Here is a 17,719-nt window from a genome sequence, read left to right on the forward strand (position 1 = left end):
CTTAAAATTTAAAGTTCCAGGTAATACCCGGTATAATGGGAAACAGGAATACTTTTTTACCCTTGATCGTTTCCTCTTCTTCATCCACATCCAGGTAAATAAAATAAGGATTGTACCGGTTGTACATATTATAGAGACTAAAAGTCCAGCTGCTTTTAAATCGTTTGGAGCTTTGTGGTTTAGGGGTATAGGTAAAAGCTATATCCAGGCGGTGATAAGCCGGCATGCGGTAATCGTTGATCTTATCGTATTGGTTAAGGCTGGTAAACACGGGTTGACGTTCATCCATATTGTAACCCAGGTTGTACACAAACCGCCCTGTAGGCATGGTGAGTGCATTACCGGTACCATATACAAATACGGCCGCCGCTTCCCATTTCTTACTTAGGGTATAATTAGCTACCACACTTAGGTCATGTGTACGGTCGTACCGGTAGGGAAAGGCCTTTCCATCGTTCATTTGTGAGAAAGTACGTTCGGTGCGGCTGAGGGTGTAACCGATCCAACCGGTTAACCGGCCTGTTTTCTTTTGGAAGAAAAGCTCAAGGCCATAAGCCACGCCCTTTCCAAAGATCATTTCGCCTTCCAGGTTTTGGTTCAGTAATAAGCGCGCACCTGGTTTAAACTCCAGTTGGTTGGACATGGTTTTATAGTAGGCTTCCACATTCATTTCATAAGCGCCATTGGCCAGGTCTTTAAAGAATCCTGCTGCCACCTGTTGTGCCCTGGCCGGCTGGATCACACTACCGGAAGGTACCCACAGATCACTGGGAAAAGTAGCGGCACTGGTAGTAGCCAGGTGCAGGTATTGAATGGTACGGGTATAGGATAGTTTTATGCTGGCATTGCCCGGCAGCCTGTACAAGGCGCTGAAACGCGGCTCGGGATAATGATAACGGGCAATACTTTGCCCTTTGCCAAATCGTTCCGTTTGACCTGTAGGCGCACCATCTGGTCCATAAATAACCCGTTCTGTTGGGCCAACCTGGTTAAAGTAGCTGTACCGCAGCCCGGCAACAATATTGAGGCGCGGCGTAATATTTACATCAGTACTTAGGTAAGCGGCGGCTTCCCGTGCATATTGGTCGTTGATGGTGGATTTGAATTCCTGTACCCCTGCATTGGAACTGCCTGCACCAGGCCTAAAAGCATGGCGGGTATATTGCCAGCCCCATTTCCATTTGATCCAACTGTCGGCAGTATACACCCAATCATTTTTCAATTGGTAATCGGTTAATCCTGATGAGAACACAAATCCATTGGAACCAAATGCCACCTTGCTGTCGAGATTGAAATCGTTGCGCACTGCTGCTAATTCCTGCTTTAGCTTTTTATTGATCTGCTGCTTCCAGGTAAGTCCGGCGATGGTATTACCCCAGATGGCATTGAAACGGCGGTCGGGGCCATCGTCATCATCGTCTACAAACTTAAAATCGTCTTTCCCGATATAGAAGGTGAAGTACAGACCATTGTTCTTATTGATCCGGTAATCGGCCTTTACATTCACATCATAAAAGAAATAGCCATTGTCGCCAATACTGTCGCGCGCTATCAATTTGGCTACCTGGTCAATATAGGTTCTGCGGGCGCTTACAATAAAGGACGACTTGCCTTTAATAATTGGCCCTTCCAGGGAAATGCGTGAAGAGATGAGGCCAATACCGCCACTTCCTTTTATTGAATCTTTATTCCCTTCTCTTGTGTCAACAGCAATCACACTGCTTAAGCGGCCACCATATTCGGCGGGTATACCGCCTTTAATGACCTCAATATTTTTGACGGCTTCGCCATTGAAGATGCTGAAAAACCCAGCAGGTGATTGGGGTTGTATACCGGTATGCCATCCAGGAGCACCAGGTTTTGATCGGGGCCGCCACCACGTACATAAATACCTGCACTGGCCTCGCCACCGTTCTTGATACCTGGCAATAGGGTGATGGTTTTAAGGGGATCTACTTCTCCTAAGATGACGGGCAGTTTTTTGATCTGGCTGATATTGAGTGATTGGGTGCTCATTTGGTTACGGTGCACATTACGGCTGGCGGTAACAACCACATTGCGCAACAAACTTTCACGCGAGCTTAATAATATGGGGAGTGTGGTATCATGGTCAAGCGTAAGTATCAGGGAGGTTGCATAGTGGCCTACGGCTGAAACATGAATGCGGTAGGCGCCGGCTGGGAGGTGGAGCTGTATGTTGCCGGCAGAGTCAACAACCCGTTCTTGTTTATTGATCCTTATGGTTGCATTGCCCACCGGTATCAGTGTGCTGTCCGCCACTTGTATTGTTAAGGTATAGTTTTGTGCATGGCTTGCCTGCGCTACCATACCCAATAAAATCAACACAAGGAAACGGATAAAATGGCTGTTTGTGGTCAATGATCTCATGCCTACTCTAAGTTAGGCATTAAGCGCATAAAAATGGGCCACCCCTGAGATGGGTGACCCTTTTTCTTTTCATGGATATACTGTTCTTATTTATTTCCAGCCGCCACCGAGGGAGCGGTAAAGCTCTACCACGGCTCCGAGCTGACTGCGTTGGATGGCAGCCAGGTTCAGTTCGGCCTGTAATGCGTTTGTTTGGGCTGTGATCACTTCTAAATAATTCGCCATATCGCTTTTAAACAGCAACTGGGCATTGCCCACGGCCTCTTTCAAAGTACTTACCTGGCTGGTAGCCAATTCACGCTGTTCTTTCAGTTTATCTACCTGTACCAGCGCATTGCTTACCTCTCCTGTTGCCACCAATACAGACTGTTTGAATTGTATCACGGCCTGTTCTCTTTCGATTTTGGCTATTTCAAACTTCGTCTTCAGTTCTTTTTTTCTGAAAACAGGCTGCAGGATGGTACCCGCCCCCAGTGCAAAAAGTGATCCAGGTATCTTGTACCAATTCAGGAATTCGTAGGATTCAAGGCCTCCGCCTGCTGTAATGTTGAGGGCGGGATACATATTGGCCTGTGCAATGCCCACCTGGGCATTGGCCATTACCAGGGCCAGCTCATTAGAACGTACATCGGGCCTTCTGCTCACCATGGCAACTGGTAAGCCAGTGGATAAAGTGGTGGGAAGGTTAAGGTCGTTGAGTGTAGCCGTCCGGGCAAGGGTGCCGGGCAGTTGACCTGTTAATACCTGCAGGTTGTTTTCTTGTGTAGCTATATCCTGCTCTAATTGGGGTATCAGCAAGGCAGTTGTTTGCCGTTGCGCTTCGGCCTGGCGCACTGCCAGGGAAGTAACCACTCCCCCATCTTTCAGTACCCGGGTAACGGTTACCAAAGAATCGTTGAGTATAAGGTTATTCCGGGCAATGGTGAGCTGCCTGTCCAGCATCAACAGGTTATAGTACCCCTGTGCAATGTTGGATACCAATTGGGTTTGTACTGCTCTTGCGCCTTCCTGTGTTTGGAGGTATTGAGCAATGGTAGTTTCTTTTTGCCGGCGGATCTTACCCCATATATCGGCTTCCCAGGAAATATTGGCTATCAACTGGTAATTCTCCACATAGGATTTACCGATAAAAGCGCCGACGCTCTTTCCATTCAAACTGTTTTCAGATGGCCGGTTGATGGAACCTGATGCCTGTAGGTCTACGGTAGGCAATTGCAGCAGCTTGGCCTGTTTGGCATTGGCGTTTGCAATGTCGATCCTTTTGATCGCCACCTGCAGATCATTATTATAGGAGATACCTTTGGTAATCAATTCCTGGAGGGTGGCATCGGTAAAAACTCTTTCCAGGCAATATCTGCGATACTGCTGGTATCGGCAAAACTCTGGGTGCCGAACTGTTGTGGCAGTTGTACCTGTGGGCGCTGGTAATCTTTGCCCACCTTACATCCCGCCAGGGCGAGAACGGCCAAAATGGTTATGTAAAAAGGACTATGCTTATGTTGCATGCGTATATCCGTTTAAGTGCTTCAATTTATTATTCTTATCATTCGAGGTAACACCTTCTCAAAAGGTGTCACCTCGAATGTTGTACCTGGTTTATTCGCTCAGGCTGATCTCTCTAGGCCCTGTTCTGCCAGTTATTTTCTCTTGCAGGTATTGGAATATTACATACAATACGGGGATGATGAATACACCCAATACAACCCCTGTCAACATTCCACCTACTGCACTGGTACCGATTGACTGGTTACCCTTGGCAGAAGCGCCATGCGTCCATACCAGGGGCAACAGGCCCACGATAAAGGCAAAGGAGGTCATCAGGATCGGGCGTAAACGAAGCCTGGAAGCTTCAAGCGCCGATTCAACGAGCCCCATACCGGCACGGCGACGCTGTACCGCATACTCCACGATCAGGATGGCGTTTTTGGCCAACAAACCAACCAGCATGATCAAACCGATCTGCACATAGATATTGTTCTCAACACCCGACCAGCCGATGAAGGAGAATACACCCAATACACCGGTAGGAATGGTAAGGATAATGGCGAATGGCAGGATATAGCTCTCATACTGTGCTGCCAGCAGGAAGTAAACAAACACGATACTCAACAGGAAGATGAAACCTGTTTGACCACCTGTTTTGATCTCCTCCCGCGTTACACCCGTCCACTCATAAGCATATCCCCTTGGTAATGCGGTCTTGGCCGTTTCTTGTACTGCTTTAATAGCATCACCGGTACTAAAACCTGGTTTGGGTACACCATTTATGGTTACGGCATTGAAGAGGTTATTACGGGTTACTGTTTCAGGACCATATACACGCTTCAGGTTGACCACGGTTTTTACAGGTACCATTTCACCCACATTGTTCTTGATGTAGATTCCATCGAGTGATTCGGCATTGGTACGATATGGAATATCGGCCTGTGCCATTACCCGGTAATATTTACCAAAGCGGTTGAAGTCGGATACATAGCTACTACCGAAGTAGATCTGCATGGTTTGCATCAACTCTGTGATGGAGATACCCAGTTGCTTGGCTTTGATATTATCCACTTCGATCATGTATTGGGGTTGCCCGTAGCAAAAGTGGTGAAGGCATAGGCAATTTCGGGTCTTTGCATCAGGGCGCCAATGAAACCCCAGGCAGTATTGCCCAGTTTATCCAAAGGTCCGTTGGTCCTGTCTTGCAACATGAACTCAAAACCGCTCACGTTACCAAAGCCCTGCACCGTGGGAAGTTGAAGAAGAAGGCGCTGGCGCCTTTCACCTGCGATACCTGCCCGGCAATGCTATTGGCAATCTGGTCGGGGTCTTTTACAGCTCCCCTGTCTTTATAATCTTTCAGCCGCATAAAACCTGCTGCATAAGGAGAGGCACTGGCGTTGCTGATGAAGTTCAATCCATCAATTACATACAGGTGGTTAGCAGCAGGATCTTTCCTGATAATGCTATCCATTTGTAAAGTGGCCGCGCGGGTTCTGTCGAGTGAGCTACCGGGAGGGGTATTCACTGCATACAGTACGAAGCCCTGGTCTTCGGTAGGGATAAAACCTGTGGGCGTTGTTTTTACCAGCCAAAAGCTCACCGCTGATATCGCCACCAATGCGGTAATGGAGATCCATTTATGACGCACCAGAAACCCAAGGCTCTTGATGTATTTATTAGTAACGGTATTGAAACCTGCATTGAAGGCGCCAAAGAAACGGGCACCAAAGCCTTTCTTTTGCCATGACCTTCTTCCTCATGCCCGCCTTTCAGGAATAAGGCACAAAGGGCGGGACTAAGGGTCAAGGCATTTACGGCCGAGATCAGGATGGCGATGGCCAGGGTGAAGGCAAACTGCCTGTAGAATACACCGGCAGGGCCCTGCATGAAACCAACGGGGATAAACACCGCCGCCATTACCAGGGTAATTGATATGATGGCGCCCGATATTTCATTCATGGATTGCAGGGTAGCCACCCTGGCAGGTAGTTTGGTCCTTTCCATTTTAGCGTGCACGGCTTCCACCACCACAATCGCATCATCCACCACGATACCGATGGCCAGTACCAGGGCGAAGAGGGTCAGCAGGTTAAGTGTAAAGCCAAACAACTGCATGAAGAAGAAGGTACCGATGATGGCTACTGGAACGGCAATTGCCGGGATGAGGGTAGAACGGAAATCCTGGAGGAATAAGAATACCACGGCAAATACCAGTATAAAGGCGATCACCAATGTTTCGGTTACCTGGTGAATAGATGCATCCAGGAACTCTTTAGAGTTGTACATCACCGTTGTTTTGATCCCTTTGGGCAAGGTACGTTCAAACTCTTTCAGCTTCCTTTCAACCTCGGTCAGGATATCGTTGGCATTAGAACCTGCAGTCTGAAGCACCGCAAAACCAGCTACGGGATTGCCATCCATCCGGCTTTGGGAAGAATAGGTGTAGGAACCAAACTCCACGCGTGCCACATCTTTCAGGCGCAGCATAGAGCCATCGCTATTGGCTTTGATCACAAAGTTCTCGTAATCTTCGCCCTGGTTCAATTTACCCTTGTATTTGAGTACATACTCAAATGTTTCGGTACTGTTTTGACCCAAACGGCCGGGAGCTGCCTCCAGGTTCTGATCTTTAATAGCATTCAGCACGTCCTGTGGAGAAAGACCGTTGGCAATGAGCCTGTCGGGCTTTAACCAGATACGCATGGAATAATCCTTGGCGCCAAATACCTGCGCCTGCGCTACCCCGGGTATCCGCTGGACCTCGGGGATCAGGTTGATCTTGATATAGTTTTCCAGGAACAGTTCATCATACTGGGCACTGTCTTCGCTAGACAAAGCTGTGAACATGATGAAACTGTTCTGCACCTTTGGGTAGAGATACCCGCTTGTACTACTTCTGTTGGCACCTGGTTTACGGCCTTGGACACGCGGTTCTGTACGTTTACAGAAGCGATATCGGGATCGGTACCTTGTTTGAAGAATACAGAGAGGGTCATTGTACCATCGTTACTGGAGTTGGAGGTCATGTAGGTCATGTTCTCCACACCGTTGATGGCTTCTTCCAAAGGGGTGGCTACTGAACGGGCCACTACTTCGGCATTGGCGCCGGGGTACAGGGCTGTTACCTGTACGCTGGGCGGCGCAATATCCGGGAAAAGCGTAACTGGCAGTGTATACAGCGACAGTCCGCCCAATAAGAGCAATATGATGGAAATGACCGTCGATAATACGGGCCTTTCAATGAATTTTTTAAGCATGGGAAGAGAATTAGAATTCAGAATTCGGCTATAGAATTCAGAATACAGAATTTAGAATACAGAATTCAGCATGGAGGCATTCAGTATACGGTATTAACATACCCTATTCCGAATACCATATCAGTGTATTACAATGGTTTTACTTTCAACAAGCTGTCGGCAGAAATAGGTTGTGGTACGATGACCATTCCATCCTGCAGGGTACCAGCGCCAGCGAAAACAATTTTCTCACCAGCCTTGAGGCCACCATCTACAAAGTACCAACCTACTGTTTTACCCGACACGTTAATGGGTCTGCTGGCTACTTTATTGCTATCACCTACTGCAAACACAAACACTTTATCCTGAATTTCGAAGGTAGCTTCCTGTGGCACTACCAGGGCTTGTGTGAACAGTTGTGGTATACGTATTTTACCAGTATTACCCGAGCGAAGCATACCGCCAGCGTTGGGGAAGGTGGCACGGAAACTGATGGTACCTGTGGTTTTGTCGAACTGGCCATCGATGCTGGTGATCTTCCCTTTTGGGTATAAGTACTGTGATCGGCCAGGACTAATTCAACGCCTGGTACTTTCTTTACCTTTTCTTCGATGGTATTGCCTGCAAACTGCTGTTTGAAAGTAATGAAATCGGCCTCACTCATAGAGAAGTAGGCGTATACTTCATTGATATCAGACAGCAAAGTGAGTGGCTGGGTTTCATTTTTACCTACCAGGCTTCCGGTTTTGAACGGTATACGGCCAATGTAGCCACTTACCGGCGCGGTAATATTGGTGTAGCCAATATTGATCCTGACGCTGCCTACCTGTGCTTTGGCTTGCTCTGCTGCGGCATTGGCTGCATCATAAGCTGCACGGGCGGTTTTCAGTTGCACTTCGGAGATCACTTTGTTTTCTACGAGTGGAACGAGGCGATCTATTTCCACTTGTGCTTTTTGCACATTGGCTTGTGCTGCCAGTAAATTAGACTGGGCGCTGCTGAGTTGCTCGTTGTATACACGGGCGTCGATCTTAAATAAGGGCTGACCAGCTCTTACATAAGCTCCTTCGTCTACATAGATCTTTTCGAGGAAACCTTCTACCTGGGGACGGATCTCAACGTTGACCTTACCTTCCAGGGTAGCGGAATACTCTTTGTACGTAGTACCAGGCGCTACTGTAACAGCTACAACGGGTAGTTGCGGCGGAGGAGGAGCGCCATAGGCTGCCCCGGGTGCTGCAGATGAACCGCAGCTATATAGTATGATGGATACAACGGCACCCAGGAAAATTTGACCCAGCGGTGCAACTATGCGGTGCGTGGCCGGGCTGGCAGAATCAGCAAAGGATTGTTTTGTTCTTTTATTCATCTTCAATATGTATTGCATAACAGGATGTTTACAGGAGCAGGGCGTGCTCCGGTTTATTAATAAACAGGTATTATTTCAAAAATGCTTATGTCAAGCATGGCAATCGACATGAGTTACTAATCAATCGGGCAGGATAATCAATACTTACCGTTGCTATGACGACCGGATGGGGCAAATGAAGACAAATCCCGGTACTTTTATTTTCCCCTTTCACTGCCTGCAAGTAAGGGCAGGCTGATTTGTTCTTTCATGGCTTCTTTCCCTTTCCTAACTGCTGTATCCCCGGTAAAATGAATGTTGTGCCATCATTTCCCATTGGTATCAGGCGCCAGCAAAGCTAATTAAATTAGTTATCTTACACTAAATAAATTAGCCGCTTTTTTGTCCACAGGATAAGTTCACCGCTCCTTTTGTTCAACCGAGATTCTTGATAAACCCTTCAATGGCATCATCCATTACCATCTTATTCAACTCTTCCGACACATCCGATGTTCTCATCATCTTTATAGAGATAAGTCCATGTATAACCGACCAAAACGTGTGACTTTTAAGACAGATACTAATGTCCGTTCGTTTGTTTTTTATCAGTATCTCGGATATAGAATCCGATACCAGGGTTCGGAAACTGATCTTTTCCGGCAAGCAATTACACTCATCGGCTTCATTACAGGGAATACCCAGGCTAAACATAACCTGGTAATACTCCTTGTTCTTAAAGGCAAAATGCCAATAGGCATCGGCCATCACCTTCAACTGCTGGGCAGGGTCGGTTTGTTTCAGCTTTGCCTGCTGCATCTTTTGGCCAGCAAACAAAAGCCTTCCCGTGCAAACTCTTTGAGTATGGATTCTTTATTAACAAAATGGTCATATACCACCGGCACACTGTATTCAATGGCATCGGCAATTTTGCGGATGGAGAGGGCTTGCCATCCTTCCTCCTTCACAATTTGCCAGGCCGTAACCAGTATATTGGAGCGTACTTCCTCCTTTTGCCGTATCCGTCTTTCTGATATTCCCATCGTTATTTTATCTAACAGTGTTAGCAAAAGTAGCGATGTTTGAATTGCTGGCAAGTTTTTTTCAAAGAAACTTGTACAGGGCCCTAGGCCGAGACGGGAAGACTGCCAGTTTCCCGGTAGCTGGCGACCACTTTGACCATCGTTCAACGCTCAATTTTCAATGCTCCAAATTCAATGATCGGTATCAACCCGCTGGAAACGACAAATGTTAACAAGGTTTCCATTCAATGGTTCACGATATAAAAGTAGAATGATTTAAAATGTTGCCTAAGGGGCAATTGCGGCAATCTCACGGGCTGTATACGACCACAGCAGGTAACAATAACAAGCGTTCGTACGAGGCTGGGCCCGGTAGCCCTGTACCGGAATATTAATGTTGTAACGTATCCTTCTGTTAGGTGAGTGTTATCTTTTTCCCTGTTTTAACAGCGGCGTAAATGGCGTCTATGATCTTCAGGTCGCGCACCCCTTCTTCGCCATCAACCGGTATAATGGGTTGTTTGCCTTCCAGGATAATGCCCGCCATTTCATCCATTTGTACGGTTTGGTGGGTAACGTGGGGATGGGTAAGCTCTCCTTTATTGGTACGCCCTTTAATAGGACCATAGCCGGTGGAAGGTTGCAATTCGGCATATCCATTGGTGCCATTGAGGAAGAAACGGTCGAGGTTGTTCATACTATAGGTAGACAAACAGGAAGCAACAGCCCCGGAAGGAAAACCCAACTGAAATTGTATGGTTTCGTCTACGCCTTCTTTAAACTTTACGGTATCGGTCCTGGTTTCTTCGGCCGTTACCCATACCGGCTCCTCCCCTGTCATATAACGTGCGCCATTAATGGAATAGATCCCTATATCCATCATGGCACCGCCGCCGGCCAGTTGTTTATTCAACCGCCATTGGGTGGGATCACCAATCCTGAAACCCGATAGGCCCTGGAAAAACAGGATCTTGCCCAACTCCCCTTCCTTGCGCATGCGCACGATCTCCAATGTTTTAGGTTCAAAGTGCATCCGGTATCCCACCAGGAGTTTTACCTGCGCCTTTTGCAGGCATCTACCATTTCCTGGCCTTCTTTTGCATTGAGGGCCATGGGTTTCTCGCAAATCACGTGTTTGCCCGCCCTGGCCACCCGGATCACCTGACCGTGGTGCAATGCATTGGGTGTAATAACGTATACGGCATCAATATCAGGATTGTTCTTGATCGCATCGAAGTTGTCGTAATTGTAGCAATTCTTATCGGGGATATTGTATTTCGATTGCCAGGTTTTTATCTTGGAAGGAGTACCGCTGATCACACCTACCAATTTAGCCTTTATGCTATCCTGCATGGCTTCGGCCACCCGGTTGCCATAGCTGCCCAGGCCCATAATGGCCACGCGTAATACAGGGCCGTCATAAGCGGGTGTTTCCGGTTGATTTCCTTCCTTGTATTCCTCTAACGACAATAAAGGGAATGCCAGTGTAGCGGCTGTAAGCTGGTGCAAAAAGGATCGGCGTGAGTTGGTCATAGAAAGGTTTTTGAGTGCAGGAAAATAGGTAGCACAATTTAATGCTTTCTATGAACAAGATTCCTGCCAATTGTATTCGCTGCCATTTGGTAAAATACTACCAGGATGAGCCGTCCCGGCAGTTGGCAGGAAGGGCAACCCACCCCAAAGCTATCGGGTAGCCGCTTACTTTTTAGGCGCCGCCTTTTTCACGGGGGCTGCTTTCTTCTTTGTAACTACTTCCTTCTCTTCATTCTCTTTTACCCTGAATTGGATGATCTTTTAATTAAGCTGGCGGGCAAAGGTTCATCATTGGGAAATTGAATCGCGGCCTTACTCACGGTATATTTTGCCAGCTCCGTTTTGAATTCGGTCAATAGGGCGGCACTGAAAGGATAGGACAAGGAGATATGGGATTTATAGGCCGAATAATAGATCAAAAAACCATGGTATTTGTATGCCGGGATCTGGTAACTGATCAACTCCACGGCTGTGGGCGCTGCTTTTTAATGATCGCCCGGATCGCTTCCATTCTTTCTACTGTAGCAGGTGGGAAGGTGCTGTGGTATTGGTCTACCGTTTTAAAATCTGTTTTTGCCATAGTGGTTGGTTTTTACTTATCAAATGTAACTGCAACCATTTATAGTTTACAGGGGTAAATATGACAATATGGAGGGCTGTTTACGACGGGGAGCTCTTCAGAGGTGACACCTTTCCCTTGCTACGAAAACGAAAGGTGTCACCTCTTTCCTAATGAAGGCAAGCCGCTGCATACCTGCACCAGGGCGGTGGGGCAATATATATACAGAGGAACAGCTGTTAGCTTTTAAAACTCCAATGGTAAAACGGTATTCTTTGCCAGGCTGTCGAGGTTGAGCAGGGACTGTTGAAAAGCTTGTTCCATTTTCTTTTTCTCATTGATCCTGAACAGGGCCTGACTAATCAGGTTCTTCTCTATATAAAAATCAAGGGTTACGCGGGTTTGCTGATCGCCCAACTTTTCGATGGTATAATACAAAGCCCGTTTTCTCTTTGCCTCCGTTTCACTGAACACTACTTTCTCTTCGGGATTGTAGATAAAACTACTGGTATATTTTACCACGGCCTGCCCATTGTCCAATACATGACGGTGACTGCTGCCGATACCCGGTAGAAAATGGGCTACCTCGTCTATCGTCTTCACCCCTACCTGCCATAGATGACGAAACTCAAAATGAAATACGGTATAACAAAGGGTTTTGATATCAATAGCATAATCCCTGGTTGCTGATACTACTTTTATTTTATTGGCCAGTTCCAGTTGCGGTAGTGGATCGGGCGGTAATTCATCTTTCAGCGCACTTAGCTGTGTATAATGAAAGGGGATGTCTCCATTTTCAGTTTGCTTGGTGCTGCTGTTCCACTCCATCCAACCTGCAAAGCCAGCGGGTTGGCCTTCCTGCACCAGGCTTTTTGTAACCAACCAGTATTCATGTTGGTCAATATCATTTTTCAGCAGCTGGTGGGCCACGATAACATCCTTGCCAATGAGCTTGCTGAAGTTCCTGACATTGTAGGTGGTGAATTCGCCATAATGGCTAATGACCTTCAACGTAAGGTCTATTGCCGACACGCAAGCCTTGCATTGGCAAATGCGACGTTGATTATACGCTGTGATATGCTGATGAAAAGCAAGGAACATCTTTTGTACCTGGCCATACAAGGTGGCCAGTTCAAGCGGCTCGCCAAATTTGTAAAAAAGAATGGCATCGCCTTCAATTTCCGACACTTCCAGCCCTACCTGGTTGGCATTGATGAGTACTTCCAACAATTGCTGGATGATATGCCGCCCATGCTCCAATTCAATTTCATTGACAAAGCGGGTAAATCCGCTGATATCGGGAATGAAGAGCAGTCCTCTATCGGGCATTTTTGTTTTAAAGTTACTACAATTGGCTTTATTGCCTCCGCATCAAGCAGCCAGGAAGGAGGTTATGCTTTGCCAAACGGCCTTAAAATCACAGAAGAACACTACATGCCCGCATCCGGCAACAATATAGAGCCGGCTACCCGGGATCATTTTTGATACGGCTGTTACGGATGCAACATGGTGGTATTCGTCCTTTTCGCCTGTCATGACCAATGTGGGGCATTTGATCTTGCTAAAGGTTTCTTTGCTTAGCACGCCTTCATTGTACAGGCGATTGAGCCAATCCAGGCATTGACCCCATCTATCAGGCTCGGGCATTAATGCTTTGCGACTTTCAAATAACCCGGCAGCCTGCCCCATCAACATAGTGGGTGAATAGGTAAATTTTTGCCGGTCGTCTCCTTTGGGACGGTTGCCAAAACCTATGGCCACCAGTTTTTGCACCAGTTCGGGATGCAGGGCCGCCAGCTTGTACCCTGCTGCTGCGCCATCGCTAAAACCCAGGACGATTACTTTTTTGTTGGTAATGGATTTGATGACGCGGTACGCATCTTCGGCACGCTGCTGCCAGCTAAAGGGTGTATGCCCTATGTAAGACTTCCCATGGCCCCGGGTAGCGATACAAATAACCTGGTTTGTTTTTACCAACTCATCGATGAGGGAGGCAAATTCATCGATGTATCCATATACGCCGCCATGCAGCAATACCACGGGCTGGCCCTTGCCATATACTTCATAATACAATTTGGCATCGCCGGACTGTACATAGTGACCTGCTATGGGGTTATTGCCATAACTCACTTTGTTGGCTGCTGCTGCGGATGTGATCGCCAAATTGGAGAAACTACCGCGCGAACCATTGCCTACCCAAAAGGCAATCCTACCTGAACGATGGGCCGAAAGGCTTTTCACCACCAATGATGGTTGGGGTTGCGGTCAACATATACTTTGATCTCCTGCTCTACCAAGGTAATCTTTACATGAAACCATTTATCGGGATTGGGGGCTTGTAAAACTTTATTCTCATACTGACCGGGATGTTCGGCCCTGAGCTTTTCCCAGGGATGGGTGGGCATGTATACATATTGAACAGCCCTCCAGCGCCGCACGGTATCGGGATTGTAAAAATTAAAAGGGCGCAGGTAAATGGCCTCATAAGTTTGTTCATTCTCCAGGTTAAAGGCAATACCTACAAAACTTTCATTCATCTTATTTTCACCACGCACATCGAATTCAATGGCGGCCGGTGTAATAGCCTGGTCTTTTAATAAGTACAAACCAACATCGTCGGCAGCATCGAGGACTACGCTATCTTTGGTGGCAGCAAGGAGGTTTCTGTTAAGTACCTGCCACAAAGCCGGGTTGCCGATATCTATTTTTGTTGCCCGGTTTGAGCCCCTACTGGCTGAAAGGCCTGGAGTAAAAGAATGGCAATTACTAAAAAGGAACTGATCTTTTCATGCTAACTATTTCTTGAAATGTGAGGAATAGCCCAAATTTGAAGCACGTGAAGCGGATACGGCGTTTCAAACCAGTTCAAATGGAGTTCATTTATGATCACCCACTAAAAAGCTCATTACCAAATGACAACAAATGATGAGCAACTACATATCAGGGCATGCCTGCAGGCGATAGAAGACAAACTCAATTGGGGAAGTCCTTCTGATTGGGGCAATGGTGATTTTCAAAAGCTGGCCGGTTTAATAGCTGAGGAAACAGGTGTGGTATTAAGTCTTTCCACTTTAAAAAAAGATTGTGGGGCAAGGTTTCGTATACGAATACGCCTTCGCTCACCACCCTGGATACCCTGGCGCAATACCTGGGTTATGCCGATTGGCGAGCCTGGCAACAACCTTTCAGGCCCGTACCGCAAACAACCGGGGAGCAACCCGGCCTTACCCCCTGGTGGATACGGTCATCGCTACGGCGCCACCACCGTCCACCACTACGAAACGCAAAAATTGATGTACCTGGTGGCAGTTGTACTGGTACTGGCCACCCTGATTGGCTTTATGACGGTTGGGCGGAATACGCCACCTGATCCCGCAAAGTTTAGTTTTTCGGCCAATAAGGTGGTATCGGAAGGGGTGCCCAATACGGTTGTTTTTACTTATGATGCTATGGCCGCTGCTACCGATTCGGTATTTATTGTACAAAGCTGGGATATCCGGCGCAAAACCCTGGTGCCAAAAGACAAAAAGGTGCATTCCGCCATTTACTACTATCCCGGATATTTCAGAACGCGGTTAATTGTAGATGGAACGGTGGTGCAGCGACATAACCTGCAGATCACCTCCAATGGCTGGCTGGGCCTGGTGGAAAATGAACCGGTGCCGTTGTATTTCAAAAAAGAGACCTTCCTAAAAGTGACCGGATTGAAATAGACACCAATACCCTGCATGCCTATGGTTTATCCCTGCATCCGCAGGCCCCGAAGATCAGGTTCTTTAACCAGGGCGACCTGGGCACGCTGCAAAGTGACCAATTCACTTTTGAAACCAAACTCAAAAATGATTTTACTACAGGTACCGGCGCCTGTCAGTCTGTGCAGGTATTGATACAATGCAAAAATGATATCATCATTATTCCATTGGCGGCCCCCACTTGTACGGGCGACCTGGAATTGATTGCCTGCGGCGCCTTTGCCAACAGTAAGCATGATGACCTGTCGAAGTTTGGCGCCGACCTAAGTCAGTGGGTTACCCTCAGGGTAGAAAGCAAGAGAAACAAGCAAATGACTTTTTTTTGTGAATGGCAGACAGGCTTATACGGTTACTTTTCCCGGTGAGCCTACAGGTATTGTGGGTGTACAATATCGCTTTAATGGGGTGGGGGCAATCAAGGACACCTGGTTCAGGGATGGGAAAAAGTATATGATTTTGCGCCCGATGGGGTGAGGCAATATGCGGATACTGTTCAGGCTAAATGAGCCTATTCGATTATTCCCTTCGTTATCAAGCCAACGCCTATTGCCAGGGAAAAGCTTAAAAGCGTACCTATCAGTACATATTCAGTTAATTTCATTTCCTTCGCCTCTTTCAGATCTCCAAAGCGAAAGATAGACTTTGCTGCCAACAAAAACCCAACACCTTCCCATTGTCCGATCAATATAAAGGTCAGTATCAGTAGCCTTTCTAAAATGCCTATCCATTGACCTGCATTTTGAAGGGAATCGTTCGCACTGACATTTGAAACAGCTATCCACTTTGAAATAATAGTCTTAATTATGAATGATGTGGGATTCAATAAGAATAGTACCGCTGTGATGAATATAAGTATTTTAGGGTCAGACAAGAAATTCCAGTCAAATGTTATGCTTTCTTTCAGATACCAAACAATGGTAATTGTAATTATATGCAAGCCTTGATCAATAAAAACCATTTCCTTTTTGTTGGAGGTTGTTGAAACTGTAGCTTAATTCCATCAATAATTAAGTGCAGGCAAGCCAATACCAAAGCGATTTTCCAGCTACTTAATGTGGAGGTAATTACAATTATTAAACCAAAATGAATAAGGGAATGTACATAAAGAAAAATAGATCTCCACTTCTTCTGCTCTTTATCTTTTATCCACTTATCAGTTTGAAAAAGAAATCCCCTACAATATGTGCCAGAAAAAGCTGCAGAAATAATAGCATGTTAACTAATTTTTTGTTTGACCTTCTGGCGGATAAAATTCTCCACCTCCATGATTTCTCTGTAATAGGCTCTTGATTGCCGCTCACTTATAGAGGATTGGGTTATTTTTATTATTCGTGCCAAATCCTTTTGTGATGAGGTATTAAATTGTAAGGATTTACTAACCAGGTCTGCAGAAAAGGGGGTCCATTTATCCATTGTAATGGAAGCAAGACTTATTATCAGGTTTAATTCTTTGTCAATTTCTGACCATGGGGTCTTTATAGCCAGGGTTTGCTTATTTTTTTTTATACTTTCAAACAGCTCACCAGAATTAATAAAAGCTTCTCCATTTGATTCGGCGATCCTTGAAGCATTGAAAGTCTTTTACCAACTCCTATAGCCATTCTAACATCCAGATCTTTGAAAGATTTAATGCCAGCTTTTATTTGTACGGCTGCCAGGAATGATTCTTCCGGTTTTTAATCTCAACCTGAAAACTGTCGCCCCTATATATCTCCCACACTTTTGAGTCTTGCCATATACGGACAATATCCGTTTTAAAGAGGCTAACCACTTTTTTGAGTTGATCTGCCATCTTGAATTTATAATATCTCCTGTAATAACGCTGGTCATATTATCAAATATCGGCTTTTTAGCCGATAAATGAAAATATCGGTTAATTAGCCGATAAATGGATATATCGGCTAAAAAGCCGATAGGTGAAATTAAGAATAAGATGGGAACAAACTCTATTCCGGTTCGTAAGAACACGATCCATGGCATGCATGTGAAGCGAAGGCGTAAGTGGAAAAGTGTTACCCTAACAGCCATTCTTTGAGTACCACGGCATCATTGTGCAGTTCGTCTTTGGCGCCGTATACCAGGGTTACCCTGCCTTGCTTGAGGTAATCTTTAAGCATGGCTACCTGTTCTTTGTTATACTTCAATTCCTGCCGGTATCGTTTTTTGAACTCATTCCACTTGGCGGGGTCGTGGTCAAACCATTTACGCAGTTCGGTACTGGGGGCTATCTCTTTGAACCAATGATCTACCTGCGCTTTTTCTTTGGTGAGGCCGCGCGGCCATAACCTGTCGACCAGTATACGCAAACCATCTTCTTTGGCCGGCAGCTCATACACTCTTTTTAATTGCAGTTGCATTGGCGCTTTTTGGCAATCCTGAATCGTGAGAAGTGAGAC

General features: G+C 46.4%; 21 protein-coding genes and 1 pseudogene. 2 read left to right on the top strand and 20 right to left on the bottom strand.

The genetic code is table 11. The features are described 5' to 3' along the window. Position 1: 1 nt before the first annotated feature. The 16 genes and pseudogenes from RS881_RS44630 to RS881_RS44720 form a co-directional block, all read right to left on the bottom strand. Positions 2-1,717 carry a TonB-dependent receptor plug domain-containing protein gene (locus tag RS881_RS44630; RefSeq protein WP_315816714.1) on the bottom strand — a complete coding sequence of 572 codons (1,716 nt, stop codon included), beginning with the start codon at positions 1,715-1,717 and terminating at the stop codon, positions 2-4. Between the two features lie 5 nt (positions 1,718-1,722). Next, the gene (locus RS881_RS44635) at positions 1,723-2,388 is read right to left on the bottom strand and encodes a carboxypeptidase-like regulatory domain-containing protein (RefSeq protein WP_315816715.1); all 666 of its coding nucleotides are present in this window, start codon (positions 2,386-2,388) and stop codon (positions 1,723-1,725) included. A 90-nt stretch (positions 2,389-2,478) separates the two neighbouring features. Further along, positions 2,479-3,699: an efflux transporter outer membrane subunit gene (locus RS881_RS44640; RefSeq protein ID WP_315816716.1), complete on the bottom strand. Its 1,221-nt coding sequence runs from the start codon at positions 3,697-3,699 to the stop codon at positions 2,479-2,481. Continuing rightward, positions 3,696-3,893, bottom strand: a complete 198-nt coding sequence (locus RS881_RS44645) for a hypothetical protein (protein ID WP_315816717.1) — start codon at positions 3,891-3,893, stop codon at positions 3,696-3,698. Before RS881_RS44645 ends, RS881_RS44640 begins: the two co-directional genes overlap by 4 nt. A 91-nt stretch (positions 3,894-3,984) precedes the next feature. Next, positions 3,985-7,133, bottom strand: a pseudogene (locus RS881_RS61990) (efflux RND transporter permease subunit). 128 nt (positions 7,134-7,261) lie between these two features. Continuing rightward, a complete protein-coding gene (locus RS881_RS44670; protein WP_315824805.1) occupies positions 7,262-7,606 on the bottom strand; it encodes a permuted SH3 domain-containing protein in 345 nt (114 codons plus the stop codon). Then, positions 7,507-8,499 carry an efflux RND transporter periplasmic adaptor subunit gene (locus RS881_RS44675; protein WP_315816720.1) on the bottom strand — a complete coding sequence of 331 codons (993 nt, stop codon included), beginning with the start codon at positions 8,497-8,499 and terminating at the stop codon, positions 7,507-7,509. The genes RS881_RS44670 and RS881_RS44675 overlap by 100 nt, the downstream gene beginning before the upstream one ends. A gap of 396 nt (positions 8,500-8,895) precedes the next feature. Beyond that, positions 8,896-9,276 carry a hypothetical protein gene (locus RS881_RS44680; protein WP_315816721.1) on the bottom strand — a complete coding sequence of 127 codons (381 nt, stop codon included), beginning with the start codon at positions 9,274-9,276 and terminating at the stop codon, positions 8,896-8,898. Then, positions 9,258-9,527, bottom strand: a complete 270-nt coding sequence (locus RS881_RS44685; protein WP_315816722.1) for a TetR/AcrR family transcriptional regulator — start codon at positions 9,525-9,527, stop codon at positions 9,258-9,260. Before RS881_RS44685 ends, RS881_RS44680 begins: the two co-directional genes overlap by 19 nt. Before the next feature lie 367 nt (positions 9,528-9,894). Continuing rightward, positions 9,895-10,512, bottom strand: a complete 618-nt coding sequence (locus RS881_RS44690; RefSeq protein ID WP_315816723.1) for a Gfo/Idh/MocA family protein — start codon at positions 10,510-10,512, stop codon at positions 9,895-9,897. A 20-nt stretch (positions 10,513-10,532) separates the two neighbouring features. Further along, complete coding sequence (locus tag RS881_RS44695) at positions 10,533-11,012, bottom strand: Gfo/Idh/MocA family protein (protein WP_315816724.1); 480 nt, start codon at positions 11,010-11,012, stop codon at positions 10,533-10,535. A 239-nt stretch (positions 11,013-11,251) separates the two neighbouring features. Next, positions 11,252-11,479 carry an iron chaperone gene (locus RS881_RS44700; RefSeq protein ID WP_315816725.1) on the bottom strand — a complete coding sequence of 76 codons (228 nt, stop codon included), beginning with the start codon at positions 11,477-11,479 and terminating at the stop codon, positions 11,252-11,254. Continuing rightward, positions 11,470-11,592 carry a hypothetical protein gene (locus tag RS881_RS44705; protein ID WP_315816726.1) on the bottom strand — a complete coding sequence of 41 codons (123 nt, stop codon included), beginning with the start codon at positions 11,590-11,592 and terminating at the stop codon, positions 11,470-11,472. Before RS881_RS44705 ends, RS881_RS44700 begins: the two co-directional genes overlap by 10 nt. Positions 11,593-11,817: 225 nt before the next feature. Beyond that, positions 11,818-12,900, bottom strand: a complete 1,083-nt coding sequence (locus RS881_RS44710; protein WP_315816727.1) for a DUF2652 domain-containing protein — start codon at positions 12,898-12,900, stop codon at positions 11,818-11,820. 42 nt (positions 12,901-12,942) lie between these two features. Continuing rightward, on the bottom strand, positions 12,943-13,815 hold the full coding sequence (locus tag RS881_RS44715; RefSeq protein ID WP_315816728.1) for an alpha/beta fold hydrolase: 873 nt from the start codon (positions 13,813-13,815) through the stop codon (positions 12,943-12,945). Next, entirely contained in the window at positions 13,809-14,255 is a 447-nt protein-coding gene (locus RS881_RS44720) for a hypothetical protein (RefSeq protein ID WP_315816729.1), read from the bottom strand. The genes RS881_RS44715 and RS881_RS44720 overlap by 7 nt, the downstream gene beginning before the upstream one ends. A gap of 228 nt (positions 14,256-14,483) precedes the next feature. Here RS881_RS44720 and RS881_RS44725 point away from each other — a divergent pair, with 228 nt between their 5' ends. After that, complete coding sequence (locus RS881_RS44725; protein WP_315816730.1) at positions 14,484-15,284, top strand: hypothetical protein; 801 nt, start codon at positions 14,484-14,486, stop codon at positions 15,282-15,284. A gap of 26 nt (positions 15,285-15,310) precedes the next feature. Here RS881_RS44725 and RS881_RS44730 read toward each other — a convergent pair whose 3' ends face one another. Continuing rightward, positions 15,311-15,559 (bottom strand): hypothetical protein, encoded by a 249-nt coding sequence (locus RS881_RS44730; RefSeq protein ID WP_315816731.1) that lies wholly within the window; start codon positions 15,557-15,559, stop codon positions 15,311-15,313. Positions 15,560-15,647: 88 nt separating this feature from the next. Here RS881_RS44730 and RS881_RS44735 point away from each other — a divergent pair, with 88 nt between their 5' ends. Beyond that, positions 15,648-15,797 carry a hypothetical protein gene (locus tag RS881_RS44735; RefSeq protein WP_315816732.1) on the top strand — a complete coding sequence of 50 codons (150 nt, stop codon included), beginning with the start codon at positions 15,648-15,650 and terminating at the stop codon, positions 15,795-15,797. Positions 15,798-15,831: 34 nt separating this feature from the next. On the opposite strand, the gene RS881_RS44740 is transcribed toward RS881_RS44735, so the two are convergent. The 3 genes from RS881_RS44740 to RS881_RS44745 form a co-directional block, all read right to left on the bottom strand. Beyond that, positions 15,832-16,281 carry a hypothetical protein gene (locus RS881_RS44740; protein ID WP_315816733.1) on the bottom strand — a complete coding sequence of 150 codons (450 nt, stop codon included), beginning with the start codon at positions 16,279-16,281 and terminating at the stop codon, positions 15,832-15,834. After that, positions 16,251-16,532 (bottom strand): DUF3307 domain-containing protein, encoded by a 282-nt coding sequence (locus tag RS881_RS60805; protein ID WP_350340321.1) that lies wholly within the window; start codon positions 16,530-16,532, stop codon positions 16,251-16,253. The genes RS881_RS44740 and RS881_RS60805 overlap by 31 nt, the downstream gene beginning before the upstream one ends. 803 nt (positions 16,533-17,335) lie before the next feature. Continuing rightward, positions 17,336-17,680, bottom strand: a complete 345-nt coding sequence (locus RS881_RS44745; RefSeq protein WP_315816734.1) for a DUF488 domain-containing protein — start codon at positions 17,678-17,680, stop codon at positions 17,336-17,338. Between the last annotated feature and the right edge of the window lie 39 nt (positions 17,681-17,719).

This window comes from Paraflavitalea speifideaquila, from assembly GCF_032395985.1.
GTDB lineage: Bacteria > Bacteroidota > Bacteroidia > Chitinophagales > Chitinophagaceae > Paraflavitalea > Paraflavitalea speifideaquila.